The sequence below is a fragment of the Ornithinicoccus sp. genome (assembly GCF_057176825.1).
In genome coordinates, this window is sequence record NZ_CM169976.1 from 3200984 (window position 1) to 3226880 (window position 25897).

Here is a 25897-nt window from a genome sequence, read left to right on the forward strand (position 1 = left end):
AAGGGGTGCGCCCGCGCGTCCTCCCCCAATTTTCATAGCGAGTTTGACGCCCGGTCCCGCAACTTCGTAGCGGGTTTGCCTGGGCCGGGTCGCTCTGCCGTGAGCCGGCTCAGCGGCCCGGCGCACCTCCGGGCCCTGTGCCCGCCCCGGCCTCCTGGTCCGCGGCCGCCGCCTCGCGGGCCGCGGCACTGCGCCGGACGTGGCTGCGGGCGTGCTCCAGCGCCGGGGGGAAGGTGTGGAACAGGTGGCGCCGGTCGCGCAGCGAGGAGATCACCCCGACCGAGCGCATGATCGGCATGAGCCGGCTGGGCACGCCCTTGATGAGCACCGTGACGCCCTGCCGCTCGAGGGCCCGCACGATCTCGGCCAGCGTGTTAGCCCCCGTGACATCCAGGGTGCGCAGCTGCGAGAAGGCCAGGATCACGACCTCGACGTCGCCCTCCGCGCGGACCTCGCCGCGCACCCGCTCGGAGGCGCCGAAGAACATCGACCCGGTGAGCCGGTAGACCAGGATCCGCTCGTCGGCCGGGTCCGGGTCGCTGCTGATCTCCTCGCGGTGCACCCCGCTGGTGCGGGCGACCGCACGGAGCGCGAAGATCGCGGCCACGACGATCCCGAACTGGACCGCCTCGATCAGGTCCACCAGCACGGTGATGAGCATCGTCAGGAGCAGCACGACGCTGTCGGAGCGGGTGGCGCGCAGGATGGTGCGGATCTCACCGAACGGGATCATCCGGACCGCGGTGAGCATGAGCACCGCCGCCAGCGCCGCCATCGGGATCCGGGACACCGGCCCGGAGGCGAGGTAGATCACGCCGAGGAGCACCAGGGAGTGGGTGATCGCCGAGAGCCGGGTGCGCGCGCCGGCCCGGACGTTGACGGCGGTGCGGGCGATCGCGCCGGTGGCCGGGATGCCGCCGAAGACGCCTGAGGTGACACAGGCCATTCCCTGCCCCACCAGCTCGCGGTCCGGGTTGTAGCGGGCGTCACCAGACAGGTCGACCGCGACCCGGGCCGACAGCAGCGACTCGATGGCCGACAGCGCCGCGACCGCCAGCGCGGCGCCGAACACGGCCTGCAGGAGGCCAGGGTCCAGCGCCGGGACCGCCGGGGCCGGCAGCGAGGACGGGACCTCCCCGATCCGGTCCAGCGGCAGGTCGAGGAACTCGGCCAGCAGGGTGACCACCACGATGGCCGCCAGAGAGATCGGGAAGCGGGCGTTCCACAACGGCGCCACCAACATCAGCAGCACGACGATCGCCACGACCAGCAGCGGCCAGCCGGCGGCCGACCAGTCGGCGCCGCGCACCGTGCGCCACGCGGCCACCAGGGGCCGGGTGCCCACCTCGCCCCCACCCCCGAGGACCAACGGGACCTGCTGGAGGAAGATGATCACCCCGATGCCCGCAGTGAACCCGGCGATCACCGGCCAGGGCACCAGCCCGATCAGCTGACCCAGCCCGAGCACCCCCGTGAGCACCAGCAGCAGGCCGGCGAGCACGCCGACCAGCGCCAGGGCCCCCACGCCGTGTTGACCCACGATGGGCACCAGGACCACGGCCATCGCCCCAGTCGGCCCCGACACCTGCACGTTGGAGCCGCCGAGGACGGCGGCGACCAGACCCGCGACGACCGCGGTGACCAGCCCCGCCGCGGCCCCCGCCCCGGAGCTGATGCCGAACGCCAGCGCCAGGGGCAGCGCCACGATCCCGACGGTGGCCCCGGCCGCCAGGTCGCCACGCCAGTGGTGACGCATCTCCAGGTACTCGCTGCGGTCCGGCAGCAGACCGCGCAGCGACGGGAGCGTCATCGCACGTCCGCCAGGTCCGCGGCCCGCGCCAACTGCTCCTGCTGGGTGGCCAGCCGGTCCAGCAGGAAGGACCGGGCCGCCCGGAGCAGGTCGGCCACCTGGGGGTGCGCCACCTGGTAGGTGACCACGTTGCCCACCCGGTCGGAGGTGACGACGTGATGGCGTTTGAGCACGCTCAGGTGCTGGGACAGCAGGGAGGCCTCCATCTCGAGCGCAGCCAGCATGTCGCTGACCGGGCACGGGTCGTCCGAGGCGAGCAGGATCTCCAGCACGCGGATGCGCGCGGGGTGGGCCAGCGCCTTGAAGAGGTTGGCCTTGATCTCATACAGCGGGGCGTCGGGGGACGTCGGGGTCACGGTGCCTTCATCGCAGCAGGGGTGGGAGGAGCGAATCGCTTGATGACTTTAGCATTCGCTCAATCGCTGGCGCGCCGACGTCAGTGGCCGGCGGCGGCCAAACCGGCCCGGCAGGCCCGGGCGGTCTCGCGGTGGTTGAGGTAGCGCTCCAGGAACCGCAACGGGGCCAGTTCCTCCCGGGGCAGGCCCTCGGCCTCGGCGAGGACCAAGTGCTCCCCCTCCAACCGGCCGGTGCGGTGCCACCGCTCCCAGCGTTCGAAGTCCGGGCTGTGCGCGTGGGCCCAGACGTGGACCGGCTCGCCCCTGCCGGCCACCTCGCTCCCCTCCCGACCGAAGACCTCGGTCCGCTCGCCCACCTCCCAGGGCCACTCCCGGGCCGTCACCACCTGGACCTGGGGCCGCCCGCCCTCCGCCCGCACCAGCAGGGCGTCCGTGGCCCTGGTCCGACCGGGAACCTCGGACTCCTCCTCCACCGTCGGCAGCGTCACCAGGAGCCGGGGCGTCCACCACCAGTTCTCCCGCCGGGACATCAGGCTGTCGGCCCGCAACCGGGTCGGCGGGTACTTCACCACCTCCTGCTCGAGGAGGTCGGCGACGAACACCTCCCCCGACGGGTCCTCGACGACCTCGACCCGGCCCACGCCCACGGCCGTCGCGCGACTGCCACCCATGAGGTCGGTGACGGTCCAGGCCACGGTGCTGCCCTGCATACGGATGGCCGTGTCGTAGTGCGCATAGGGCAACGCGACGCACGGTGTCCCGCCCAGCACGAGGGGGACGACCGGCAGCCCCGTCGGGCCGGCGTCGGTGAGCCAGCTCAGCTCGGCCACGGTCGCCCGCGCCCAGGCTGCCGCCAACAACGCCAAGGTCCCTCTCCTCGCCCAAGTGGTCTGCTAGGTTTTTTTGGCACCCTAGCCGACCCCCACAGTCCGACACCGCACTGCGCCAGGCCGCGCCGCCCCTCCTGCGTCCACCGCGTACCGGACGGACATGGAAGGTGACCTGCAATGCCCGCAGTCGTCGTACTCGCCTCCGCGGTGGTGATCTTCGCCCTCGGATACCGGTTCTACTCCCCCTACCTGGCCAAGAAGGTCTACGGGCTCGACGAGTCCTTCATCACTCCCGCCCACGAGTTCAGGGACGGGGTCGACTTCGTCCCCACCAACAAGCACATCGTGTTCAGCCACCACTTCATCTCGGTGGCCGGCGCGGCCCCGATCGTGGGGCCGGCGATCGCCGTGTTCTGGGGGTGGGGTCCCGCCCTCGCGTGGGTGCTCATCGGCACCGTGTTCGCCGCCGGCGTGCACGACTTCGGCGCCCTCGCGGTGTCCGTGCGGCACAAGGCCAAGAGCATCGGGACGCTGGCCAGCGACGTCATCAACAAGCGGTCGCGCACCCTGTTCCTGCTGATCATCTTCCTGCTGCTGACGATGGTGAACGCGGTCTTCGCGATCGTCATCTCCAACCTGTTCGTCAACTACCCCGCGGCCGTCCTGCCCGTGCTCGTGGAGATCCCGCTGGCGATCGCCGTCGGTCAGATCGTCTACAAGCGGCGCACGGCCGCCCTGGTCCCCTCGATCGTCGCGCTGGCCCTCGTCTACATCTGCATCCCGATCGGCGTCCGCTTCCCGATCGACCTGTCCGGTGTCGCCGAGGCCATGGGGATGACGGCCAACACGCTGTGGATCCTGCTGCTGTTCCTCTACGCGTTCATCGCCTCGCGGATCCCGGTGTGGATGCTGCTGCAGCCCCGCGACTACATCAACCTGCACCAGATGACGCTGGCCTTCGTGGTGATCTTCCTCGGCGTGATCGCCGGGTGGGACCAGATCGTGGCCCCGCTGATCAACGACGTCCCGGCGGACTCCCCGCCGTGGTTCCCGCTGCTGTTCATCACCATCGCCTGCGGCGCCATCTCCGGGTTCCACAGCCTGGTGTCCTCCGGCACCACGGCCAAGCAGTTGGACAAGGAGACCGACGCCCGCATGGTCGGCTACCTCGGGGCCAGCGGCGAGGGGTTGCTCGCCGTCTGCTCGATCCTGGCCTGCACCGCGGGCGTGGTCGCGGCCTCGGCCTCCCCGGCCTCGGCCTGGCAGGGTCTCTACACCAGCTTCGGTGACGCCTCCGCCGGCGCCACCAGCAACTTCGTCGAGGGTGTCGGCCAGTTCGCCAACAACCTGGGGATCCCGCTGGACGTCGGCGTGATCTTCGCGGTGGTCGTGGTCGTCAGCTTCGCCGCCACGACGATGGACACCGGTGTGCGGCTGCAGCGCTACATCGTGCAGGAGATCGCCGAGATCGTGCAGTTCAAGCCGTTGGCGCGGAACCTGACGGCGGCCACCCTGGTGGCCACCCTGGTGCCGCTGGCGCTGGCGATGATCCCCGGCAACTTCGCCCTCGGCACCCTCTGGCAGCTGTTCGGCACCACGAACCAGCTCACGGCCGGCCTGGCGCTCGCCGTCATCGCGGTCTGGGTCACCAAGAACAACCGCAACCCGGTCGCCGTGCTGGTCCCGCTGCTGTTCCTGCTGGTGATGACGTCCTGGGCGCTCATCTACAACCTGCTCCGGTTCCTGCAGTCCGACGAGGCGATCGACCGGTTCTTCCTGGCCCCGCTCGACTTCGTCATCTTCGCCCTGGCGATGTGGCTGGTCGTCGAGGCCGGCCTGGCGCTGCGCAAGGCGTTCGCCGAGCGGTCCGGCACGCCCGCCGGGGCGACCGAGGACCTGAGCGAGGCCGAACGCGAGTGAGTCCGAGCGTCCTGGCCCGGGTCGCGGCGTCCTGGCGCCGCGTCGAGGCGTTCCACGAGGAGCTCTTCGCCTCGCGCTGGCGGCACGAGCTGCGGCGCGAGGCCCGGGAGCAGGAGGACACCCTCCGGGTGCTGCTCCTGCTGGACAGCCTGGGCGTGGACAACCCGGTCGCCTACGAGACTCTCGACCTGGTGCCACACCTGCTCGCCGACGCCCACGCGTGGCACCAGCGGATGGGCCGGGAGGACTACGGCGCCCCGGGGATGTGCTGTTGAGCCCGGCGATCACCTTCTTCGGCGGGAAGGGCGGCGTGGGCAAGACCACCATGGCGGCCTCGTATGCCGTGGGGTCGGCCGACGCCGGACACCGCACCCTGGTGCTGTCCACCGACCCGGCGCACAGCCTGGGTGATGTGTTCGGCGTCGCGGTCGGGGACAGCCCCGGTCGAGGTCTGCCCGGGGCTGTGGGTGCGCCAGCCGGACGCCGAGGCCGCGGTGCAGCGCCGCATCGGCCAGGTCACCGAGGACGCCTACGCCGCCGTCCCCCGCGAGATCATGCCCGCCGTGGTGCGCCACCTGGAGCACGCGGCCGGCAGCCCCGGCATGGCCGAGTCCGCCCTGGTCGACCAGTTGATCGAGGCGATGGCCCAGGTCCCGGACCGCTGGGACCGGCTCGTGGTCGACAGTCCCCCGACCGGGCACCTGCTGCGGATGCTGGCCCTGCCCGCCCTGCTCACCCCGTGGGTGCGCGGCGTCGCGCGGCAGCGGGAGAAGGTGGTGCAGTCCGACCGGATGGCCTCCGCGGTCGCCGGCTCGGCCGACGAGGCGGACCCGCAGGACGACCCGCTCCTGCAGACGCTGCACGAGCGGCGCCGCCGGCTCGAGGCCGCCGCGGACCGGCTGCGGGGGCCGGACTGTCGGATCCGGCTGGTGCTGGTGCCCCGGCGCATGGTCCTGGCGGAGACACAGCGGGCGGTCCGTGAGCTGACCGGGGCCGGGATGCGGTTGGGCCCCGCCGTGCTCAACCAGGTGCCCGAGTATGTCGAGGAGTCGGTGCTGGCGGAGGTCCGGGAGACCTTCGCCGACCACGGGATGGTCCAGGTCCCCGAGCTGGCCGCGGAGCCCACCGGTGCGGACGCCCTGCGGGAGCTCTCCCCGCTCCTCACTGGGCCCTGACGGCTCGCACGGGGGGTCCGCCACGTGAAAGGGTGGGCGCGTGCAGCAGGGGTCACTGCGGCATCCGTCTCTCCACCGAACAGAAGGTCGCACCATGCTCGAGCTCACTCCGTTGTTGATCATCATCCCGGTAGCGATCCTGTTCCTGCTGCTGGCGATCCTGGTCATCGCCCGGCGCTACAAGGTGGCCAGCCCCTCCGAGGCGTTCATCATCACCGGCCGCAAGGGCAAGGCGGTGACCAACCCGGAGACCGGCGAGGTCACCACCGACCTGTCGGGGCAGAAGGTCGTGATGGGCGGGGGCGTCTTCGTCAAGCCGCTGACCGAGCGGGTGCACTCCCTCAGCCTGGCCTCGCGCCGCATCTCGGTGCGGATCAGCGGCGCCGTCTCCAAGCAGGGCATCCGGCTCAACCTGGACGCCGTCGCGATCGTCAAGGTCGGCGGCACGGAGAACTCGGTGCGGGCGGCGGCGCAGCGGTTCCTGCACCAGCAGGACGAGATCGAGGAGTTCACCCAGGAGGTGCTGGCCGGGTCGCTGCGCTCCATCGTCGGCACCCTGACGGTCGATGAGATCATCCGCGACCGGGCCGCCTTCGCCGCCCAGGTCGCCGAGGAGTCGATCAGCTCGCTGAGCAACCAGGGCCTGGTGCTGGACACCTTCCAGATCCAGGACGTGAGCGACGACCACGAGTACCTGCGCGACCTGGGCCGGCCCGAGGCCGCGGTCGCCGCCCGCAACGCCGCCATCGCCGAGGCGAGCTCCCGGCAGGAGGCCAGCCAGGCCGAGGCGAAGGCCGACGAGCGGATCTCCGAGGCGCAGCGCGACCTCGACCTGCGCCAGTCCGGGTTCAAGGCCGACACCGACCGGGCCGCGGCCGACGCGGCGGCCGCCGGGTCCCTGGCCAAGGCGGAGCGCGACCAGGAGGTGCTCACCAGCCAGGAGCGGGTGGCCGAGCGGCAGGCGGCGCTGACCGAGCGCCAGCTGGACACCGAGGTCCGCAAGCCGGCCGACGCCGCGCGCTACCAGAAGGAGCAGGAGGCACAGGCCCGACGCAACTCCGAGATCTACACCGCCGAGGCGACCAAGGCCAAGGCGATCTCCGACGCCGAGGCCGAGGCCGAGCGGGTGCGACTCTCGGCCAGTGCCGACGCCGAACGCGCCCGTCTCGCGGCCGGGGCGGATGCCGAGCGGGTGCGTCTGGAGGGCCAGGCCGAGCTGGACCGGCGGCGGTCCCTGGCCGAGGCGGTGCAGCTGGAGGGTGAGGCCGAGGCGGCGGCGATCCGGGCCAAGGGTGAGGCGGAGGCCGAGACGCTGCAGCGCCGGGCCGAGGCCTTCGAGAAGTACGGCCAGGCCGCCATCTCCCAGATGGTCGTCGACATGCTGCCCTCCCTGGCCCGGGAGCTGGCGGCCCCGCTCAGCGCGATCGATGACCTGACTGTCATCTCCAACGACGGTGCCGGGCAGCTGTCCCGCAGCGTCGGGAGCAACCTGCAGGAGACCTTCGAGGTGGTCCGCCGCACGACGGGTCTCGACGTGCTCGGCCTGCTGCGCAGCGGCGAGGACGCAGCTGGCGGCGACGCGGCGGGCCACGAGACGGCGGGCGACGACACGACGGGCGGCTGAGGTGAGCCCCGACCGGCTCCGCCAAGTGGCCGTCACCGGCTGCGCCCTGGTCTGCGCGTTCGGCACGCTCGTCGGGCTGGGCGTCCTCGGTCGCCGCGTGGAGGAGTCTGCCGGGGGAGCCCTCGCCGCCGACGCCACGCTGATCGCGCCGGCTGGTCCGGCCTTCTCCCTCTGGTCGGTGATCTACCTCGGGCTCGCCGGCTATGTCATCTGGCAGTGGTTGCCGGGCAGCACCTCGTCCGAGCGGGCACGGGCCACCGGCTGGTATGCTGGGGCCTCCATGCTCCTCAACGCCGCCTGGCTCCTGGTGACCCAGCAGGGGTGGTTGTGGCCCAGCGTGGCGGTCATCCTCGGGCTCGCCCTCGTCCTCAAGATCGTCGTGGGGCGGTTGACCACACTGCCCGCGCGGGGGTGGGCCGACCGCGTCCTGCTCGACGGCACGTTCGGGCTGTACCTGGGGTGGGTAGCGGTCGCCGCCTGCGCCAACATCGCCGCCGCCCTGGTGGGGTCGGGAGTGCCGGCCACCGGCACCGGGCCGGCGGCCGCCACCGTGGCGGTGCTCCTGGCCGTCCTCGGCCTCGGGGCGATCTACGCCCACCGGTACGGTGGCCGGTTGGCCGTCGCCGCCGCCATGGCGTGGGGTGTGGCGTGGATCGCCTACGGCCGGTGGGCGGACGCGCCCGCATCCTCCCTGGTGGCCGGCGCCGCCGCCGTCGTCGCGGCCGGGCTGGTGCTGGTGCCGCTGGTGGTGCGCGCCCGCGCCGCCCGACCCGCCACCGGCGGGGTCAGCGCAGCCGGGTAGCCATCGCGGGATCGGGCCGCCCTCGGGCCCTGTCAGGGTCGAGGATCGCGGCGAGCGCCTCGGCCCCGTCCACCACCCGCGGGCCGGGCCGGGCGAACGAGCCGTTGGCGTCGACCGCCCAGACCTGGGTGTCCGGGCTGCAGCGCGGGGTCCAGTCAGCCCGGAGGCCAGCAGGTCACGGCCCGAGCCGGGCGGACGCCCGGCAGGTCGAACCCGCACGGGGCGACCACGACGACCTCGGCCCGGGCGGAGCTGCCACCTCCTGCCAGGTCGTGGTGCTCCGACCTCGCGTCCGGCGCCGGCCCAGCACGCTGTGGCCGCCGGCCCGCGCGCACCATCTCGGGCACCCAGTGCCCGGCGGTGAACGGCGGGTCGGTCCACTCCAGGACCAGGACGTTCGGGGCATCCGACGAGGGCTCGCCCGACGGCGTGACCGGCCCGCTGGGCAGGGCCGCGAGCCGTCTGGTGCAGCGAGCTCCACGAGCGCGTGCCGCGTCCGGCCCGGCGCCCCGTCGCCTCCCCCATCGCGCACGATCCCGTCCAAGATGTCCCCAACGGAGTGCGGGTCGCTGGTCAGCACCTGTGCGGAGCAGCCGAGATAGTCCAGCGCGGCGTCCACCTCGGTGACGTCGACCGCGCAGACGGCACAGAGGTCCTGGGTGACCACGAGGTCGGGGTCCAGCCCGGCCAGGGCGTCCCGGTCCAGGTGGTACAGGTCGGCCCCCTCGGCGAGGAGCCGCCGGACCGCCGCGTCGACCTCGCCCGGGGTGGGTGGGTGCCCGTCCACGGCCTGCGGCAGGGCCGAGGTGGACACGATGGTCCGCTCGCGCGCCTGGGCGGGTGCGTCGCACTCGAAGGTCACCCCCACGACGTCCTCGCCCGCGCCGATGGCGAACAACGTCTCGGTGGCGGACGGGAGGAGGGAGACGATCCGCATACGGCTCATCGTCGCAGGTGCGGTGCTCAACCCGCCCCGACCGTGACGTCGACCCGGTGCCAGCCGGTGGCGCCGTCGGGCACCACCCCGGCCACCTCCGAGGTCTGCGTCTCACCCGTGCCGTCGGTGGCGCGGACCGTGATCGCGTGTTCCCCCGCCGACGCCTCCCACGGCAGGCTCCACTGCCGCCACGAATCGACCGACGGCTCCAGCGCGAGCTCGGCCTCCTGCCACGGACCGTCGTCGACCTGCACCTCCACCCGCTGGATCCCGCGGGTCTGCGCCCAGGCCACGCCGGCGATCACGGTCGCCCCCGGGCCGAGGGTGGCCCCGCGCCGCGGCACGTCGATCCGGGAGGCCGTCTTGATCGGGCCGCGCTCGGACCACCCGCGCGGGGTCCAGTACCCCTCGTCGACGGCGAACGTGGTCACCTTCAGGTCGACCACCCACTTGGTCGCCGAGACGTACCCGTAGAGCCCCGGGACCACAAGGCGCACCGGGAAGCCGTGTCGGTCCGGCAGCGGCTCGCCGTTCATCCCCACCGCGAGGAGGGCGTTGCGGTCGTCGGTCAGCACCTCCAACGGGGTGCCGGCGGTGAAGCCGTCGATGCTGGTCGAGAGCACCATGTCCGCACCCTCCTGGACGCCGGCCCGCGCCAGCAGCTCGCGGACCGGCCACCCGGTCCACAGCGCGTTGCCGACCAGGGTGCCGCCGACCGTGTTGGACACGCACGCCAGGGTGACCAGCGCCTCCACCATGGGCTGCTCCAGCAGCTCGGCCATGTCGATCTCGACCTCCCGGTCGACCATGCCGTGGACCCGCAGCCGCCAGGTCGCCGGGTCGACCTGTGGCACGGAGAGGGCGGTGTCGATCCGGTAGAAGTCCTCGGTCGGCGACAGGTAGGTGGCCTGGCCGGGGACGCCCTGCTCGGCGCCGGCGGGCACGGCCACCGGGTCGGCCACCGCCGGCACCCGGAACACGGCACGGGCCTCCCGCACGACCTCGCCCGCCCGGGCCCAGGTCCGGCCCGCGACGATGCCCAGGACGCCTGCCGCGGCCAAGACCCCAGCCCACCCCAGCACGGAGCGGCGGGTCGGCGCGGGGCCGGCTGACGGCATACCGGCGGTGGTGTCGGAGGGCACCAGGCGGGTGAGGACCACGAGACCCGCCAGCACCCCCGCCACGGTCGGCACGGCCTCCGGCCACGAGGACCCGGGGCGACTGAGCACGGCGGCCGCCCCGACCGCCCCCACCGCGGCAAAGACCACCAGCCCCACCGACCTGCGTCGGCCGACCAGGACACCGAGGGCGCCGCAGACCACCACCAGGGTCAGGCCCATCCCCACGAAGAGCGCCACCTTGTCTGCCGTCCCGAAGACGCCCACGGCCAACTCCTTGAGCCACGCCGGGGTCCGGTCGACGAAGGCGCCGCCGACCGCCAGCAACGGGGAGGGCGTGCCGGCACTGCCGGTGACGCTCTGCAGCGCCGCAGCTCCCAATTCGGCCACTCCGAGCGTGAACGCGCCCGCCGCGACTCCCGCGACCGCGTCGTCCGACCGGCTGCTCACTCCCGCATGATCGCATCGCCGGCTGGGAGCCGGCTGCAGGATTCTCGGGTCACCCGAAAATCCGACAGGGGGCCCGGGTCAGTGCTCGACGACCTTCGTCGGGGAGACGCGCACGACGACGCGGTCGGTGCCGACGGCGTCCTCGGGGAAGGGCTGGCCGGTGTACTTCTGGCTCAGGGCATGGATCAGGTCCACGCCGTCGTCCGCGGTGAGCGTCGCGGTGCCCCGGACCTCGGCGTAGCGGAACGGGTTGTCCGGGTCGGTGAGCATCACGCTCACCCGCGGCTCGCGCCGCAGGTTGCGCGCCTTCTGCCGGCCGTCGAGCGTGGAGAACACCACGTCGTCGCCCTCCCGCGCCACCCACATCGTGGAGGTGTGCGGGGATCCGTCGGGGTTGACCGTGGCCAGGACCGCGTAGGTGGGGGCGTCGAGCAACTGCTGGGCGTATGTCGTCAGGTGCGTCATACCTATCGGCAACCCCGGGCGCGGGTCGGGTGTTCCCCCGCCGCGGTGCGACGGTCAGGGCCGGGCGTGGGAGTGGTACTCCTCGTTGGGGACGAACCCCAGGGCGCTGGAGACCCGGTTGGTCATGTTGAACATGCCGATGACCTGCACCAACTCCATGATCTGGTGGTCGTCCATCCCGACCTCGCGCAGCGGCTCCAGGTCCTCGGCGGACACCTGGTCGGGGGCGCGGGTGAGCAGCTCGGCGTACTCGGCGATGGCACGTTCGCGCTCCGGCAGATCGGCCTGACGCCAGTTGACGGCGGCCAGGTCGGCGGTGCGGACCTCACCGGAGTACTCCCGCAGTGCCGCGCCGTGGGAGACGGCACAGTAGGTGCAGCCGTTGAGGCCGCTGACGACGACGGCCACGAGCTCGCGCTCGGCGTTCGTCAGGTGGCCCTCCTTGTTGAGCAGCAGGTTGAAGTAGGACCACCAGGCGAGGAACTGCTCCCCGTTGACCGCCTGGGCGCGGAACACGTGGGGCACGAACCCGAACGCTTCCTGGGCCTTGTCCCACAGCCGACCCACCCCCTCGGGCAGCTCGTCGCGCTCGGGCACGCGGAGGAAGGAGATGGGCTGCTCGGCGGGCTGCTCGGTCATGCCCGCACGGTAGCGCCTGCCCACACCGTCGCCGCGTGCCCCGTCGACCGCAGGACCTCAGTGCGCTCCGCGGATCGTCAGCCGGGTGACCGTGTCACCGTCCACGTCGAAGGTGAACTGGGACATGCCGTTGGCGTGGTTGCTGCGCCAGTCGGCCAGCACCACCACCTGGCCCTCACGCACATCGACCCGCTGCACGTCCATGGTGCCGCGGGCGCCGATGAACTCCTTGTCGCTCCAGTCCTTGATCTCCTGGCGGCCGAGGAACTCCCGCCCCCAGTCGTCCACCACCCCCGTGCTGCCGAGACTGCTCAGGAACGCGTCCTCGTCGTGGGCGTTGACCGCTTCGACGAACTCGCGGACCGGGCTGGGTAGCTCCGTCATGTGACTCACCTTCCTGTCCTCACTCCACCGTAGGGGGCCGAGGTGAACGGCGCGCGTCGGCAATCAGGCCAGTCGGTACCGCTGGCCCGCCCGGGCGACCTCCACCGCCCCGGACCACACGGCCGCCGCCTGCGCACGGCATACGTCCGGGTCGTTCCACGGGGACAGGTGGGTGAGCACCAGCCGGCCCACTCCCCCCGCGTCCGCGACGGCCTGGGCGGCGCGGCTCCCGCTCAGGTGGATGCCCCGGGCCGTGTCCCGGCCGTCGACGTAGCCACAGTCCGCCAGCACCAGGTCGGCCCCCGTCATGAGGGCGGTCAGGGCGGGGCAGCTGTCGGTGTCGCCGGTGTAGGCGAGCACCGCGCCGCCGGCCTCGACCCGGAACCCGTAGGACTCCACCGGGTGGTGCACCGCGACCGGGGTGACGGTGAACGGGCCGACCTGTGAAGGCCCCGCGGTCGGCGAGGTCGGCGAAGGCGAAGCTGCCGGTCAGGTCCTCCGGCGCGGTGACGCCAGCCGCGCGCCCCAGCCGCGCCGCCGCTCCTGCCGGGGCGTGCACCGGGATGCGTCGCGCCGGGGCCGGGCCGGGTCGGTGCTTGAGGAGCACGTCGAGGGAGACGAGGTCGAGGCAGTGGTCGGGGTGCAGGTGGGTTAGCAGCACCGCGTCGAGGGTCGCGGGGTCCGTATGCCGTTGCAGGGCTCCGAGGGACCCGTTGCCCAGGTCGAGAACCAGCTGCCAGGAACCGTCGGTGAGCAGGTAGCAGGACGCAGGCCCGTCGGGCCCGGGCAGCGACCCGGAGCAGCCGATGACGGTGAGCTCCACGCCCGTCACGCTACCCGGTGGCTGCCTCGCTGCCCGCCTCGTCACTGCCCGGCCCGTCCCACTCCTCCGGCCGCCCGACGTAGGCGCGACCCACGTGCTCGACCTCCGGGCCCAGGAAGCGGCGGGCCAGCGGGGTGAACCCGTGCGGGTCGCCGGTGGTGAGGAACTGGTGCTCCGGGTCCCCCTGGTCCTCCGGGCGGAGCAGGTCGGTGTCGGTGAGCACCCGGAACAGCTCGGTCGCCGTCGCCTCCGCGGAGGACACCAGGGTGACGCCGTCGCCGAGGACGTAGGACAACGCGCTCCACAGCAGCGGGTAGTGGGTGCAGCCCAGGATCAGGGTGTCGACCTCCGCCTCGACCAGGGGCTGCAGGTACTCCCGGGCGGCCTCCAGCACCTCGGGGCCGCTGGTGACGCCGGACTCGACGAACTCCACGAAGCGCGGGCAGGGCTGGCTGAACACCCGAACGTCCGGCGGGGCCGCGGCGAAGGCGTCCAGGTAGGCCCGGCTCTGGTGGGTCGCCGCGGTCGAGATGACCCCGACCCGGCCGGAGTGGGTGGCGCCCATGGCGCGACGCACCGCCGGGCGGATCACCTCGATGACGGGCACGTCGTAGCGCTCCCGGGCGTCGGCGAGCATCGCGGCGGAGGCGGAGTTGCAGGCGATGACCAGGGCTTTCACCCCGTGGTCGACCAGCCGGTCCAGGCACTCCAGGGCGTAGCGGCGCACCTCGGCGATGGGTCGCGGCCCGTAGGGGGCGCGGGCGGTGTCGCCGAGGTAGAGCACGGACTCGTGGGGCAGTTGGTCCAGCACCGCACGGGCGACCGTCAGTCCGCCGAACCCGGAGTCGAAGATCCCCACCGGGGAGTCGGTCACGGTGGTGTCGCTCCTAGGCGTCGGACTCGGCCGCGACGAACAGGTTGCTCATGGAGCCGATCCCGTCGACCTCGACCTCGATGCGCTGGCCCGCCTCGACCCTGCCCACCCCCGCGGGCGTCCCGGTGAGGATCACGTCACCGGGCAGCATGGTGAACGCCGCGGTGACGTGCTCGATCAGGGACGCGACGCCGTGCACCATGTCGGCGGTGCTGCCGTCCTGGCGGACCTCGCCGTCCAGCCGCGACAGCACCCGCACGTCGCTGACGTCCAGGTCGGTCTCGATCCACGGACCGAGCGGGCAGAAGGTATCCATCCCCTTGGCGCGGGCCCACTGGCCGTCCGACTGCTGCAGGTCGCGGGCGGTCACGTCGTTGGCGACGGTGTAACCGAAAATCACCCCGGCCGCGTCCTCGGCCCGGACGTCCTTGCACATCCGCCCGATCACCACGGCCAGCTCGGCCTCATACGAGATCTCCCGGGCGAACGGCGGGATGACGACGGGGTCGCCCGGCCCGACCACGGCGGTGTTCGGGATGAAGAACATCAGCGGCTGGTCGGGCACCTCGTTGCCCAGCTCGGCCGCGTGGTCGGCGTAGTTGCGCCCGATCGCCACCACCTTGCTGCGCGGGATGACGGGGGCCAGCAGCCGGACCTCCTCCAGCCGGTGCGTCTCTCCAGTCAGCTCGATCTTGGTGTAGAGCGGGTCGCCCGAGATCGCGGCGATCTTCTCCCCGGCCCCGTCGACTAGGCCGAACTCGGGATCGTCACCGGTGGTGAATCTGCAGATACGCACGGGATGAGAGTAGGGGATCAGGGGCCCACTCGGCATACTGCCCGGTGTGACGGCGACGATCCCCGTGGTGGTGGAGGCTGACTGGCGCGCCCGCGCCGCGGCGCACGCTGCTGCCGTCGAGGAGCTCACCGCCGGCCGGCTGGACCGGCGCCGCGAGGGGCGCTCCCACCCGGTGGAGGACTTCCTCTTCGAGTACTACAACTTCCGGCCCGCCCAGCTGGCGCGCTGGCACCCGGGGGCCGGGGTGGCCCTGGAGGGTGCCGCCGAACGGGCGGACTGGGCGTTCTACACGGTATGCCGAGGGGCGCGCGAGCGTGGACGTCGCCGGGTTCCTGGAGCGGCGGGGCGGCGGCCGTCGACTTCGTGCGGGGGCTGCTGACGGCGACCGCTGTCCCGGCCGCGGCCGGTTCGGCTGCCTCGGGTTGCACGAGTGGGCGATGGTGTACCGCGCCGACGAGGAGTCGCTGCGGCACACCGGGTGGCCGCTCCGGTTGGGGCGCGCGGGCACGGACGCGGTCGTGGAGGAGCACAGCGTGGCGTGCTCGCACTTCGATGCCTTCCGGTTCTTCACCCCCGAGGCGGTTCCGCGGAACCGCCTGCAGCCGACCCGCGAGGGGCAGGTGGCGATGGAGCAGCCCGGATGCCTTCATGCCGGGATGGATGTGTACAAGTGGTGCTTCAAGCTGACGCCCCTGGTGCCCAGCGCGCTGACGCTCGAGGCGTTCCGCCTGGCCCGCGAGATCCGCGAGCTGGACATGCGGGCCGCGCCGTACGACCTGTCCGAGCTGGGCTATGAGCCGGTGCGGATCGAGACCCCGGGGGGCAAGGCGGAGTACGCCCGTGCCCAACGCGGCTTCGCCGAGCGCAGCAACGCGCTGCGCCGCCGGCTCCTCGAGGTCCTGCCGGACTGACCGGGCTCCTGCCAGAATGGGGGTATGGGGCAGGGACACGCACAGATCACCCGTCGCACCTTCGGGGCCGGGGCCCTGGTGCTGCTCGCCGGGTGCTCAGGGCGCGGGAACGACCCGGCCACCGGGCCGGGTGACGCGGCACGGCATACGGCATCGGGGGCTGCGCCGACCCGTGCCCCCACGACCCCGGGGACCACCGGGCACCGCCCCCTCGTCGAGGCCGTGCGGGTCCCGCCCGGGTTGCCGGCCACCGCACCGACGCTGTTCCGCGGGGTGCGGCTGTTCGACGGTGACGAGGTCCGGGGCGGGGTGGACGTGCTCCTCGCGGACGGTCTGGTCGCGGGCGTGGGTGAGGGTCTGTCGGCCCCCGACGGGGCGGCCGAGGTCGAGGGACGCGGCCACACCCTGACGCCGGGGATGATCGACGCGCACACCCACGTGTTCCCGGGGATGCCGGAGCAGGCCCTCCGGTTCGGCGTGGCGACCGAGTTGGACCTGTTCGGGTTCGAGGAGCGAGACGCCGTGCGCGAGGAGGAGGCGCGCGACGGCGCCACCGGCCGCGCCGACCTGTTCACCTCGATGCAACTGGCGACCGCGCCCGGCGGGCACGGCACCCAGTTCGGCTTCCAGCCCGACACGCTGACCGACGCCGGCGAGGCGGACGCCTGGGTCGCGGCCCGGCTGGAGGAGGGCGCGGACTACGTGAAGGTCGTCGTCGAGAGCGGCGAGGGATTCACTGCACTGGAGCCCACCGTCCTGCGGGCCCTGGTGGAGGCGGCGCACGACCGGGAACTGCTCGTGTTTGGCCACGCGCAGTCTGTCGCGGACACCGGTGCGGCCCTGGATGCGGGCGTCGACGGGCTGGCGCACGTGGCATGGGACGCCGAGTTGCCCGACGAGGAGGTCGCCCGGATCGTGGAGAGCGGCACCTTCGTGGTGAGCACCGCAGGCTTCTCCCTGGCGACCCGGCACAAGTCGATCGTCGACGAGGCCCGGGTGATGGACCGGGTGCACCCCGACGCCGTGCAGGCTTTCCGCGGCGCCAGCCTCGCCCGGACAGAGCGCTGGGAGGCCAGTCTGGCGAACCTCGGGGCCCTGGTCGACGCCGGCGCGACGGTCCTGGCCGGCACGGACGCGGGGAACCCGGGCACCATCTCCGGGGCGGGACTCCTGGTGGAGCTCGAGGTGCTCGTCGAGGCCGGCATGACTCCCGCGCAGGCGCTGCGCTCGGCCACGGCACTCACCGCTGACACCGTCGGCCTGCTCGACCGGGGCCGGGTGCGGGAGGGCTTGCGCGCCGACGTGGTGCTGTCCGAGGGCGACCCCACCGCAGAGATCCTTGATCTGCGCAGGACGGTGGGCGTCTGGAAGTGGGGTGTGCCGGTGGAGCTCTCGCTGCCCTGACCCGGCCCAGGGGGTAGCGTCGATCCATGGCCACCTGGTTCACCTACGAGTACTGCACGGACATCGCGGCGACCAAGGAGTTCTTCGGCAGTTTGGTGGGGCTGGAGCAGATCTGGGACGAGCCGGATGACATCGCCTTCCGGCACGACTGCGTCCAGGTCAGCTTCCAGCGGGTGGACACGCTCGACCGGCCGGAGGGCTGGGCCTTCCAACCGGGGTGGGGCCACGGCCAGCTGCCCGACGCACCTGACACGGAGCAGGTGCGGTCGATCTCGGTGGCGCTGGAGCCGACTGACTTCCGGGCTGCGGTCGCCCTGCTCACCGACGCCGGCGTGCTCGCGCTGCGCCCGGCGCCGTTCTGGGTCGGCTACTGGTCCTTCGTCGTGCGGGACCCCGACGGTCTCACGGTGGAGCTCACCGACCCGGAGTCCCCGGGCCCTGACCGCGACTGACCCCTGACGCGGTCGAGAGATCGCGCGTCAGACGAGGCGGTGCATCCAGCCGTGGGTGTCCTCGGCCCGGCCGTACTGGATGTCCAGCAGGGTGCTGCGCAGGTCCGCGGCCACCTCGCCGACGGACTCGCCGTCACCGACCGCGACCTCGCCACCGCGCCACTTCAGCGTGCCGACCGGCGTGATGACGGCGGCCGTGCCGCAGGCGAAGACCTCGACCAGCTCCCCGGAGGCGGCGTCCGCGCGCCACTCCTCGATGGAGTACTTGCGCTCGATCACCTCGTGGCCGCGCTCCTTGGCCAGCTCGATGAGCGACCCGCGGGTGACGCCCTCCAGGATCGTGCCGGTGAGCTCCGGGGTGACGATGCTGCCGTCCTGGTAGACGAAGAACAGGTTCATCCCGCCCAGCTCCTCCACCCACTGGTGCTCGATGGCGTCCAGGAAGACGACCTGGTCGCACCCCTGCTCCAGGCCCTCGGCCATCGGCGCCAGCGAGGCCGCGTAGTTGCCGCCGCACTTGGCACCACCCGTGCCTCCCGGGGCCGCACGCACATAGTCCTCGGACAGCCAGATGCTCACCGGCTTCAGACCGCCGGCGAAGTACTCCCCCGCCGGCGAGGCGATGACGCCGAACAGCGCCTGGTTGCTGGGCCGCACCCCCAGCGCCGGCTCGGTCGCGATCATGAAGGGCCGCAGGTAGAGGCTGGACTCCCCCAGCTCCTGCCCCGGGACCCACGCCTGGTCCAGCCCGACGAGGGCCTGCAGCCCCTCCAGGAACAGCTCCTCGGGCAGTTGCGGCAGCGCCAGCCGGGCGGCGGACCGGTTGAACCGGGCGGCGTTCTGCTCCGGCCGGAAGGTCCACACCGAGCCGTCGCTGTGCCGGTAGGCCTTCATCCCCTCAAAGATCTCCTGGCCGTAGTGGAACACCGCCGAGGACGGGTCCAGCTGCAAGGGGCCGTAGGCGACCACCCGCGGGTCGGCCCAGCCACCCTCCTTGGTCCAGTCGACCAGCGCCATGTGGTCGGTGAACACCGCGCCGAACGCCGGCTTGGCCAGCACCTGCGCCACCCGCTCCGCGGACGCACGGTCCGGACGCTCCTGGACCGCGTACTGGGTGGTGGTCTGGGTGGTCATGTTTCCTCCTGGCCGGCTGCGCTGCGGGTATGTCGTGAGGCTACCTCCCGCAGGCATGCCGCCTCTCCCCGGTCCGGCTCGGCATACTCCTCCGGACACACCGGGCGGTCATCTCACGGTCACCTCGACGCCCCGGCAACCGCGCAGTTCGGCGAGGTGGTGAGCCTCCCGCTCGAGGAGCGAGGGTGCTGTGGCAGCGGCGCGCTCGAAGGTGCTGACCTGCAGGCGGAGCACGGTGCCCTTCTTGTGCGCGCGCCAGGTCGCCACGACCTCACCCTTGGCCAGCACGGCGCCCGGTGCGGCGAGCGAGGGCCAGAGCGCCCGGCGCTCGGCCGGGTCCGGGAGCAGCGTTTCCCTGTCCCGGGCGAGCAGGTACGGGTCGTTCGGCGGCAGGAGTCGCACCCCGGCCGGGGTGTGTGCCCGGCGCAGTTCATCGACGTCGTCGCGCAGGACGACACCCGTGCGGTCGTCCCAGTGCACGTCGCGCAGCTCGTCGGCGAGATCGGTGAACCTGCTCCTGGCGCCGCCGGCGCTGATCCTGGTCCACTCGGCGAACTCCCCCGGCGTCGCGGGCCCGTAGCAGCGCAGGAACCGCCGGAGCAGCTCGCGGCCGGCGTCTTCAGCGTCCGTCGCCCCGACAGCCGCGGTCTGCGAGCCGAGCCACTGGTCCACCCGCACGTAGCGAACCTCCCGCCCGGAGCGCGGCGCCAGGCACAGGATCCCGGCCGCACCGGGGAGCCGGAACAGGCTCTCGTGGATGTGTCGTGAGGCGCAGCGCTCGCACCACAACGACATCGGTCCGGGCAACCGGGCGGTCATCGCCGCGCTCAGCTCGGCCGAGGCCCGGGCACCGTCGGCCAACTCGGCACGCGCCGCCTGGAGCACCTCGCTCAGCGCGTCGGAGGGTGTGATGTCTGCCTCCGTGAGCGCCTTCGTCGCGACCGGACCAAACTTCTCCCGCAGCGAGGCGTCGTCGGTCGCCATGCCGCCGACCGTGAAGACCTCCACATCCTCGGGCCGGACCAGGGTGGGCACCATGCGTGCGTCGTGCACCTCGACCAGTCGGCGCTCGGACAACGCCGTGGATACCCACCCCTCGGTGACTCCGTTCACCCGGGCCAGCAGCGCGACCTGGGCCGAGCCGGCGGGGCTGTTGCGCACGCCGGAGGTGGCCGCTGCCTCGGCCGAGCGTGCGGCGCCCAGCCGCCGCGTCAAGTGATGTCGGCGCAGTCGGAACGCGAGCACCCGCCTGCGGGTTGTCGTCACTGTCATGGCGTTCTCCGTCGCGTCTTCAGATGGCGGTCCTGCCGTCGATCGACTCGCGGATCAGGTCGGCGTGCCCGTTGTGCTGGGCGTACTCCTCGATGAGGTGCACCAGGATCCATCGCAGGGTCACGCGGTCACGGTCGTGCAGCAGCCGGGCGGCGGGAGCATCCAGGCCGGTCGTGGCCCCGGCCGCAGCGGCCCCGTCCGCCTCCGACGCCTCCAACGCCTCAGTCACGATCCTGCGGGACTCGGCGATCGAGCGGTCGAACACCGCGAACAACTCCTCCGGGGTGTCCTCCGCTGCGCTGTGCCAGTCCCAGTCGGTGTCCTCGTCCCAGGGCGCGGTGTCGAAGGGAGCCACGAGCGGCCCGTCCAGGAAATGCTCCGAGAGCCACCCGGACTCCACGACCGCGACGTGCTTGAGCAGGCCACCGAGCGTCATCGTGGAGGGTGGCAGCGTCCGGCGCAGTTGCTCGGCGTCGAGGCCCTCGCAGCGGGCACGCAGGTTGGCCCGGTTCCGCTCCAGGAACCCGATCAGCGTGGCGGCCTCGTCCCCGTCCGTCGGGACCAGGCTCCAACTCGAACTGCTCACCCCCTCAGCGTGGCACTGTCAGGGCGTGGCCGCCAAGGGTATTTGTGCTGGTCAGGTGGTTTGTCGGTGGTCGGGTTTAGGGTGGACGCATGATCGATAGGTGGGGTGGTGCAGTGGCCCGGGTTGGGTACCCGGGCCGGCAGGCTGCCCCCGCACAGGTGACCGGGGACAGTGCCCCGCAGCGCACCGGGGGAAGTGTCGCGCCGGAGCTGTCGGACCCTGTCGCCGGGGCGATAGCCAGCGTGGCCCCCAACGGCATTTGTGCAGGTCAGGTGCTCTGTCAGTGGTCGCCTCTAGGGTGGACGCATGATCGATAGGTGGGGTGGCGCAGTGGCCCGGGTCGGGTACCCGGGCCGGCAGGCTGCCCCCGAACACGCGACCGGGGAGGGCGCCCCCAACACCGTTGGGCAGCGGGCCCCACAGCCCGGCGGGAAGCCCACCGGGGAGGGCGCCCTGCCGAGCACCGGGGGGAGCGTCGCGCGGGAGTTGGCGGACTCGGTCGCTGGCGCGGTGGCCGACGTGGCCGTGTTGCCGGTGCTGGCCGACGCGATCGGTGATGCGACCCGGTCGTTGTCCCGGGCCCGGGCCAGCCTGCCGTTGTTGGTGCGGTCCGCCGATGGTGACCTCTCGGACCGGTTGGACGAGCTGGACACCGCCCGCCGCGACCTCGAACGACTCACCCTGCCAGTGCTGATCGAGGTCATCAGCCGGGGCCTGCCCGGCGACGAAGGCCTGGGCGTGCGGGACTGGGTCGCGGTCCGGTGCCCGTGGCTGTCCCGGCCCGAGATCAACGACCTGGTCACCGTCGCCGAGGACACCACCACCCCCGCGCACGCCCCGGTCCACCAAGCACTGGCCCAGGGGCAGTTGCCGTTGCGCCGGGCCGCCCGGGTGATCCGGGCCCTGGGCCGGGTCGCCCCGGCCGTGGACGACCCCGGCGTGTACGCCCAGGACGTGGAAGTCCTGCTCGGGGTGGCCACCGACCCGGACTACACCGACGCCGACCTGAAGAAAGTCACCGACAAACTGATCGACGTCGCCCTGCCGGAGAAAGAAGCCGAGGACCAAGCCCGCTCCGCCCGGGCCATGCGCGGCATCCACGAGTCCTCCCTGGCCGATGGCACCCTGACCCGGTTCATCATCACCTGCGACGCCGAGGGCGCCGCGTTCTTCCGCCAGGTCATGAACTCCCCGCTGGCCGCGCCCGCCCCCGACGCCGACGGCCCGGACCCCCGCACCGGCACCCAACGCCGCTACGACGCCCTGATCACCATCCTCGGCCGCGGCATCGGCGCCCCCCACGGCACCCCCGGCACCGCCAAAGCCAAACTGCTCCTGACGGTCAACTGGGACCTGCTCACCGGCATGCTCACCGGATCCGGACACACCCTGACCGGTGTCTCCGGTGCCCGCACGCGCATCTCGACCTTCCTGGCCGGCGTCTTCCTGCTGCTGCTCGTGTTGCTGGCCGGGCCGGCCGTCGGCATGATCCCGATGGCAGCCCTGGTCGCGGTGATGATCATGGTCTCGGTCGCCACCTTCGACTGGCACAGCATCCACCCGGCCACCCTGCGCCGGATGCCGCACAGCGAGAACCTCGTCCTGCTGCTCACCGTCGCCGTCACCGTGCTCACCCACAACCTCGCCTACGGCGTCATCACCGGGGTGGTGGCCGCGATCATCCTGTTCGCCCGCCGGGTGGCGCACTTCGCCTCGGTCACCTCGGTGACCGAGCGCGACGTGGACGGCGACGGCACCACCGACGTGCGCATCTACACCATCGGCGGTGAGCTCTTCTTCGCCACCAGCAACGACCTGGTCTATCAGTTCGACTACGCCGGCGACCCGCAGCGGGTCGTGATCGACCTCACCCACAGCCACGTGTGGGACGCCTCCACCGTCGCGGTGCTCGATGCGATCCAGACCACATACGCCCGGCACGGCAAGCAGGTCGACATCGTGGGCCTCAACGAGTCCTCCGCGGCACGGCACCGCCTCCTCAGCGGCCAGCTGGGCGAGGGCCACTGACGTGTCGCGACGCGTCGGCTACAACCCGTCGCGACCCGTCAGCACGAGCGGCCGGGGCTCAGTCCCCCTTGGCTGGCACCGGCCGGCCCTGCTCAGCCGGTTCTGTGGCCGCCCCGTCTGCCACAGGGTCACCGCTGCCGACCCGCCTGCCCCGGCTCCTGTTGCGCTCCATCCGGAAGCCCAGCAGCAGCATGAAGAGCATGGCGAAGACCATGATGAAGACCGGCAGACCCATCACGGTGATCACCTGTTGCAAGGTCTCCAGGCCCTCCTGACCCCCGAGCACGATCAGCGAGGCAGCCAGGAAGCCCTCGGAGATACCCCAGAACACCCGTTGTCGCACCGGGCCGGCGTCGGCGTCCCCGGCACACAACATGTCCACCACCAAGGAGGCAGAGTCTGAGGATGTGGCGAAGAAGAGGGCGACGATCACGACCGCGATGCCGGAGATCAGGGTCGCGGCCGGATAATTCTCGAGGAAGTTGTAGATCGCGGTCGGGACGCTCTCGGAGACCGCTGCCGAGATCGGGCCACCATCGCCGCCGATGCCGTCCAGCTCCATGGCCGACCACCCGAAGGTCACGAACCACACCAGCGTGAACACCGACGGGGCGACCAGCACGCCACCCACGAACTGCTTGATCGTGCGGCCCCGGGAGATGCGGGCCAGGAAGACACCCATGAACGGCGACCAGGTCACCGTCCAGGCCCAGTAGAAGACGGTCCACCCGCCCTGCCAGCCCCAGCCCTCCTCCTTGCCGAACTGCGCCATGGCGTCGTTCCAGAAGGCCAGTTGGATGACGTCCTGGAAGTAGGTGCCCGTGCTCTCGATGAGCTGTCGCAACAGGAAGACCGTGTCGCCGGCGAAGAGCACGAAGAACATCAGGGCCACCGCGCCGAGGATGTTGATGTTCGACAGGACCTTCACACCCTTGTCCAGACCAGCCACGATCGAGGCCGTCGCCACGGCGGTGAGGATGGTGATGATCACCACGCGCAGCCCGGTGCTGTTGGAGACGCCGGTCAGGTGATTCAGGCCGGCAGCGATCTGCGAGGTGCCCAGCCCCAGGGAGACCGCCAGACCGAACAGCGTGCCGAGCACGGCGAAGATGTCGACCGTCTTGCCGATCGGGCCGTGGATCCGCTCCTTGAGGATCGGATAGAAGACTGAGGAGAAGCGCATCGGCAGGTCATAGCGGTAGATGAAGAACCCGAACGCCAGACCGGGGAGGGTGAAGATCGCCCAGGTGTGGATGCTCAGGTGATAGAGCGAGATGCTCATCGCATCGCGGGCCGCCTCGATGCTGTAGGCATCGACTCCGGCGAACGGCGGGTTGGAGAAGTGCGAGATCGGCTCGGCCACGCCCCAGAACATCAGGACCGTGCCGATGCCGCCGGCGAAGAGCATCGCGAACCACGACAGGTTGGAGTAGGCCGGCTCGTCGTCGTCCTTGCCGAGTTTGAGGTTGCCGTATTTGCTGAACGCCACCCAGATGAGGAAAAGAACCCAGATGGTCACCCCGATGATGAAGAACCAGCCCAGGCTGCTCACGATCCAGTCGCGACCATCGGCGAAGACCCGACCGATGGGCCCGGGCATGGCCAGCAGGAGGATCAGGAAGACGATCATGAGTCCGGCAGAGACAAAGAAGATCGTGGGGTCGGTCTTCAGTCCGAGCCGTCGCGCTAGTCGATCCATCGGGGCACCTCTCTCACGCTGTCAGTCGTTGCGACCCGACCCGTGGCGGCGCCACGTTGGAAGCCTCGTCGCCTCAACGCTGCGCCCTAGGATTATCGACAAAGGGTCATCTGTCCACCGCGGCACGCACACTGGCTGGGCATGCGATGGGCCGAGGCGGGCGTGCGGAGCACCGCTCAGAGCGGGAAATGATCGGCATAGACCAACCGCTGGGCCCGTGCGGGCAGGCCCTCCTTGGGGCCGGTCGCGGGGTCGGCGTCGAAGTGCTCGAACTCCTCGACGAGCACACGGAATCGGGTCGAGGTGCCAGGGGTGGCCAGCGGCACCGGCTCGGGCAGCGGCAGCTCGGCCGACCAGGTGGCCTGCACCCCCGAGATCCCGACCAGCGGCAGCCGCACCCGGGCGTGGTCGACCCAGTCCAGGTCGCCACCGGTGTCCGTGGCCGGGGCCTGCTGGACCGTGGCGAACAGCTCCCGCGACTGGCGCATGATCAGGTCGGCCTGCGGGTGCGGGCCCTCGCCCTCGCCGTCCGGCTGCCGGGGGAAGCGGGCCAGGCCGAACGGCCCGGTGACAGTCATCCGCACGGTCTCGTCGGTGCGCCGGTTGGCGGTGGCGACCCGCTCGGGCAGCGGCTGCACCCACTCGCCCAGGGCAACGGGAGAGAGGTCGCAGTCCTCCAGGGAGTCCGGTTGGAAGCGGGCCAGCGCGAGCCGCACGAACGGCCACAGGGAGTCACCCGGGTCCATCGCGATGTCGGCGAACCACTGCCCGCGACCGGGGTGGAACTCCGGCCGGTAGCCGAGCACGGTCACGCTCGGTCGGCCGTCGGCGTCCACCAGCCGGGTCACCACGGGGGTGGTGACGGGTCGTCCGGGGCGCGGGTCGACCACGGTGCCGGCGGTCAGGTCGACGAGCAGCTCGGCCGGGCTCACGAGGGGGAGCAGGGTCGTGGTGGGCGGGACGCCGGTCACCTGCACCGGGTCCTTGGCCCACCGTGAGGTGAGGCTGGCCGGCTGGCCCGGACCCCCAAGCACCACCGCGAGCAACTCGCCGTCACCGGAGGAGAACCACGGCCGGTCGAGCCAGACCCGGGCACCGGAGCGACGGGTGCGCCGCAACGCGAACGGCTGGTCGGGCTCGGTCTCCTGCTCCCACAGCAGCAGCGGGATGATGTCGGTCACCTCGGGTGCCGCAGGACGGGCGGAGCTGGCGATGCTCAGCGTGCGGGGCTGGCCGAGCAGGGTCGGGTCGTCAGGTGCCGGCAGGTCGTCCGGCTCGAAGAACTCGGCATAGCGGGTGACCCCTCGCGCGGCATAGCTGACCGTGCGGTGGTGGGTGTCGGGGAAGTTCTGGATGGCCTTGTGCGCCCTGTCCCCGGCCACCGCCCGCAAACTCGCCTGCACCGCCG

General features: G+C 72.0%; 26 protein-coding genes and 2 pseudogenes. 11 read left to right on the forward strand and 17 right to left on the reverse strand.

What is annotated here, in order from left to right:
* Nucleotides 1–109 precede the first annotated feature (109 nt).
* The 3 genes from AC1QRC_RS16025 to AC1QRC_RS16035 form a co-directional block, all read right to left on the reverse strand.
* Nucleotides 110–1810 carry a SulP family inorganic anion transporter gene (locus AC1QRC_RS16025; RefSeq protein WP_484204256.1) on the reverse strand — a complete coding sequence of 567 codons (1701 nt, stop codon included), beginning with the start codon at nucleotides 1808–1810 and terminating at the stop codon, nucleotides 110–112.
* Nucleotides 1807–2166 carry an ArsR/SmtB family transcription factor gene (locus AC1QRC_RS16030; protein WP_484204257.1) on the reverse strand — a complete coding sequence of 120 codons (360 nt, stop codon included), beginning with the start codon at nucleotides 2164–2166 and terminating at the stop codon, nucleotides 1807–1809. Before AC1QRC_RS16030 ends, AC1QRC_RS16025 begins: the two co-directional genes overlap by 4 nt.
* 80 nt (nucleotides 2167–2246) lie before the next feature.
* Entirely contained in the window at nucleotides 2247–3032 is a 786-nt protein-coding gene (locus AC1QRC_RS16035; RefSeq protein ID WP_484204258.1) for a hypothetical protein, read from the reverse strand.
* Between the two features lie 141 nt (nucleotides 3033–3173).
* Between AC1QRC_RS16035 and AC1QRC_RS16040 the strand changes: the two genes are divergently transcribed.
* The 6 genes and pseudogenes from AC1QRC_RS16040 to AC1QRC_RS16065 all read left to right on the forward strand — a co-directional run bounded on the left by AC1QRC_RS16040 (nucleotide 3174) and on the right by AC1QRC_RS16065 (nucleotide 8517).
* Nucleotides 3174–4916 carry a carbon starvation CstA family protein gene (locus tag AC1QRC_RS16040; RefSeq protein ID WP_484204259.1) on the forward strand — a complete coding sequence of 581 codons (1743 nt, stop codon included), beginning with the start codon at nucleotides 3174–3176 and terminating at the stop codon, nucleotides 4914–4916.
* A complete protein-coding gene (locus AC1QRC_RS16045) occupies nucleotides 4913–5191 on the forward strand; it encodes a cory-CC-star protein (RefSeq protein ID WP_484204260.1) in 279 nt (92 codons plus the stop codon). The genes AC1QRC_RS16040 and AC1QRC_RS16045 overlap by 4 nt, the downstream gene beginning before the upstream one ends.
* Nucleotides 5192–5241: 50 nt before the next feature.
* A pseudogene (locus AC1QRC_RS16050) lies at nucleotides 5242–5292 on the forward strand (hypothetical protein); the annotation flags it as partial.
* Nucleotides 5293–5326: 34 nt separating this feature from the next.
* On the forward strand, nucleotides 5327–6091 hold the full coding sequence (locus AC1QRC_RS16055) for an ArsA family ATPase (protein WP_484204261.1): 765 nt from the start codon (nucleotides 5327–5329) through the stop codon (nucleotides 6089–6091).
* A gap of 94 nt (nucleotides 6092–6185) precedes the next feature.
* Nucleotides 6186–7715: a flotillin family protein gene (locus tag AC1QRC_RS16060; RefSeq protein WP_484204262.1), complete on the forward strand. Its 1530-nt coding sequence runs from the start codon at nucleotides 6186–6188 to the stop codon at nucleotides 7713–7715.
* A 1-nt stretch (nucleotide 7716) separates the two neighbouring features.
* Nucleotides 7717–8517 carry a tryptophan-rich sensory protein gene (locus tag AC1QRC_RS16065; RefSeq protein WP_484204263.1) on the forward strand — a complete coding sequence of 267 codons (801 nt, stop codon included), beginning with the start codon at nucleotides 7717–7719 and terminating at the stop codon, nucleotides 8515–8517.
* Between the two features lie 175 nt (nucleotides 8518–8692).
* Here AC1QRC_RS16065 and AC1QRC_RS16070 read toward each other — a convergent pair whose 3' ends face one another.
* The 9 genes and pseudogenes from AC1QRC_RS16070 to AC1QRC_RS16110 form a co-directional block, all read right to left on the reverse strand.
* A complete protein-coding gene (locus AC1QRC_RS16070; RefSeq protein ID WP_484204264.1) occupies nucleotides 8693–9454 on the reverse strand; it encodes a TroA family protein in 762 nt (253 codons plus the stop codon).
* Between the two features lie 26 nt (nucleotides 9455–9480).
* Entirely contained in the window at nucleotides 9481–11022 is a 1542-nt protein-coding gene (locus tag AC1QRC_RS16075; RefSeq protein ID WP_484204265.1) for a molybdopterin-dependent oxidoreductase, read from the reverse strand.
* Between the two features lie 78 nt (nucleotides 11023–11100).
* Nucleotides 11101–11487, reverse strand: a complete 387-nt coding sequence (locus AC1QRC_RS16080) for a PPOX class F420-dependent oxidoreductase (RefSeq protein WP_484204266.1) — start codon at nucleotides 11485–11487, stop codon at nucleotides 11101–11103.
* A 54-nt stretch (nucleotides 11488–11541) separates the two neighbouring features.
* A complete protein-coding gene (locus AC1QRC_RS16085; protein ID WP_484204267.1) occupies nucleotides 11542–12126 on the reverse strand; it encodes a peroxidase-related enzyme in 585 nt (194 codons plus the stop codon).
* 57 nt (nucleotides 12127–12183) lie between these two features.
* Entirely contained in the window at nucleotides 12184–12510 is a 327-nt protein-coding gene (locus tag AC1QRC_RS16090) for a nuclear transport factor 2 family protein (RefSeq protein ID WP_484204268.1), read from the reverse strand.
* 63 nt (nucleotides 12511–12573) lie between these two features.
* The gene (locus AC1QRC_RS16095) at nucleotides 12574–12921 is read right to left on the reverse strand and encodes an MBL fold metallo-hydrolase (protein WP_484204269.1); all 348 of its coding nucleotides are present in this window, start codon (nucleotides 12919–12921) and stop codon (nucleotides 12574–12576) included.
* A gap of 43 nt (nucleotides 12922–12964) precedes the next feature.
* A pseudogene (locus tag AC1QRC_RS16100) lies at nucleotides 12965–13378 on the reverse strand (MBL fold metallo-hydrolase); the annotation flags it as partial.
* Complete coding sequence (gene murI, locus AC1QRC_RS16105) at nucleotides 13344–14207, reverse strand: glutamate racemase (RefSeq protein ID WP_484204270.1); 864 nt, start codon at nucleotides 14205–14207, stop codon at nucleotides 13344–13346. The gene murI and the pseudogene AC1QRC_RS16100, both read right to left, overlap by 35 nt.
* Before the next feature lie 13 nt (nucleotides 14208–14220).
* Complete coding sequence (locus AC1QRC_RS16110; protein ID WP_484204271.1) at nucleotides 14221–15003, reverse strand: fumarylacetoacetate hydrolase family protein; 783 nt, start codon at nucleotides 15001–15003, stop codon at nucleotides 14221–14223.
* A 46-nt stretch (nucleotides 15004–15049) separates the two neighbouring features.
* On the opposite strand from AC1QRC_RS16110, the gene AC1QRC_RS16115 reads away from it, so the two are divergent.
* The 4 genes from AC1QRC_RS16115 to AC1QRC_RS16130 are packed head-to-tail and all read left to right on the forward strand — an operon-like array spanning nucleotide 15050 to nucleotide 17770.
* A complete protein-coding gene (locus AC1QRC_RS16115; RefSeq protein ID WP_484204272.1) occupies nucleotides 15050–15382 on the forward strand; it encodes a hypothetical protein in 333 nt (110 codons plus the stop codon).
* A gap of 58 nt (nucleotides 15383–15440) precedes the next feature.
* Complete coding sequence (locus AC1QRC_RS16120) at nucleotides 15441–15914, forward strand: hypothetical protein (protein WP_484204273.1); 474 nt, start codon at nucleotides 15441–15443, stop codon at nucleotides 15912–15914.
* 24 nt (nucleotides 15915–15938) lie between these two features.
* Nucleotides 15939–17318 (forward strand): amidohydrolase family protein, encoded by a 1380-nt coding sequence (locus AC1QRC_RS16125; RefSeq protein WP_484204274.1) that lies wholly within the window; start codon nucleotides 15939–15941, stop codon nucleotides 17316–17318.
* Nucleotides 17319–17344: 26 nt separating this feature from the next.
* Nucleotides 17345–17770 (forward strand): VOC family protein, encoded by a 426-nt coding sequence (locus AC1QRC_RS16130; protein ID WP_484204275.1) that lies wholly within the window; start codon nucleotides 17345–17347, stop codon nucleotides 17768–17770.
* A gap of 27 nt (nucleotides 17771–17797) precedes the next feature.
* Here the strand turns inward: AC1QRC_RS16130 and AC1QRC_RS16135 are convergent, their stop codons facing one another.
* The 3 genes from AC1QRC_RS16135 to AC1QRC_RS16145 all read right to left on the reverse strand — a co-directional run bounded on the left by AC1QRC_RS16135 (nucleotide 17798) and on the right by AC1QRC_RS16145 (nucleotide 20762).
* The gene (locus tag AC1QRC_RS16135; protein WP_484204276.1) at nucleotides 17798–18904 is read right to left on the reverse strand and encodes a branched-chain amino acid aminotransferase; all 1107 of its coding nucleotides are present in this window, start codon (nucleotides 18902–18904) and stop codon (nucleotides 17798–17800) included.
* Between the two features lie 108 nt (nucleotides 18905–19012).
* Nucleotides 19013–20176: a winged helix DNA-binding domain-containing protein gene (locus AC1QRC_RS16140; RefSeq protein WP_484204277.1), complete on the reverse strand. Its 1164-nt coding sequence runs from the start codon at nucleotides 20174–20176 to the stop codon at nucleotides 19013–19015.
* 19 nt (nucleotides 20177–20195) lie between these two features.
* Nucleotides 20196–20762, reverse strand: coding sequence for a DinB family protein (locus tag AC1QRC_RS16145; RefSeq protein ID WP_484204278.1), 567 nt, complete (start codon nucleotides 20760–20762; stop codon nucleotides 20196–20198).
* Nucleotides 20763–21068: 306 nt separating this feature from the next.
* Between AC1QRC_RS16145 and AC1QRC_RS16150 the strand changes: the two genes are divergently transcribed.
* Nucleotides 21069–22790 (forward strand): DUF222 domain-containing protein, encoded by a 1722-nt coding sequence (locus AC1QRC_RS16150; protein WP_484204279.1) that lies wholly within the window; start codon nucleotides 21069–21071, stop codon nucleotides 22788–22790.
* Nucleotides 22791–22848: 58 nt separating this feature from the next.
* Here AC1QRC_RS16150 and AC1QRC_RS16155 read toward each other — a convergent pair whose 3' ends face one another.
* Together AC1QRC_RS16155 and AC1QRC_RS16160 are read right to left on the reverse strand one after the other, a co-directional pair.
* Nucleotides 22849–24489: a BCCT family transporter gene (locus tag AC1QRC_RS16155; RefSeq protein WP_484204280.1), complete on the reverse strand. Its 1641-nt coding sequence runs from the start codon at nucleotides 24487–24489 to the stop codon at nucleotides 22849–22851.
* Nucleotides 24490–24665: 176 nt separating this feature from the next.
* Nucleotides 24666–25892, reverse strand: coding sequence for a hypothetical protein (locus tag AC1QRC_RS16160; RefSeq protein WP_484204281.1), 1227 nt, complete (start codon nucleotides 25890–25892; stop codon nucleotides 24666–24668).
* Nucleotides 25893–25897: the final 5 nt, after the last annotated feature.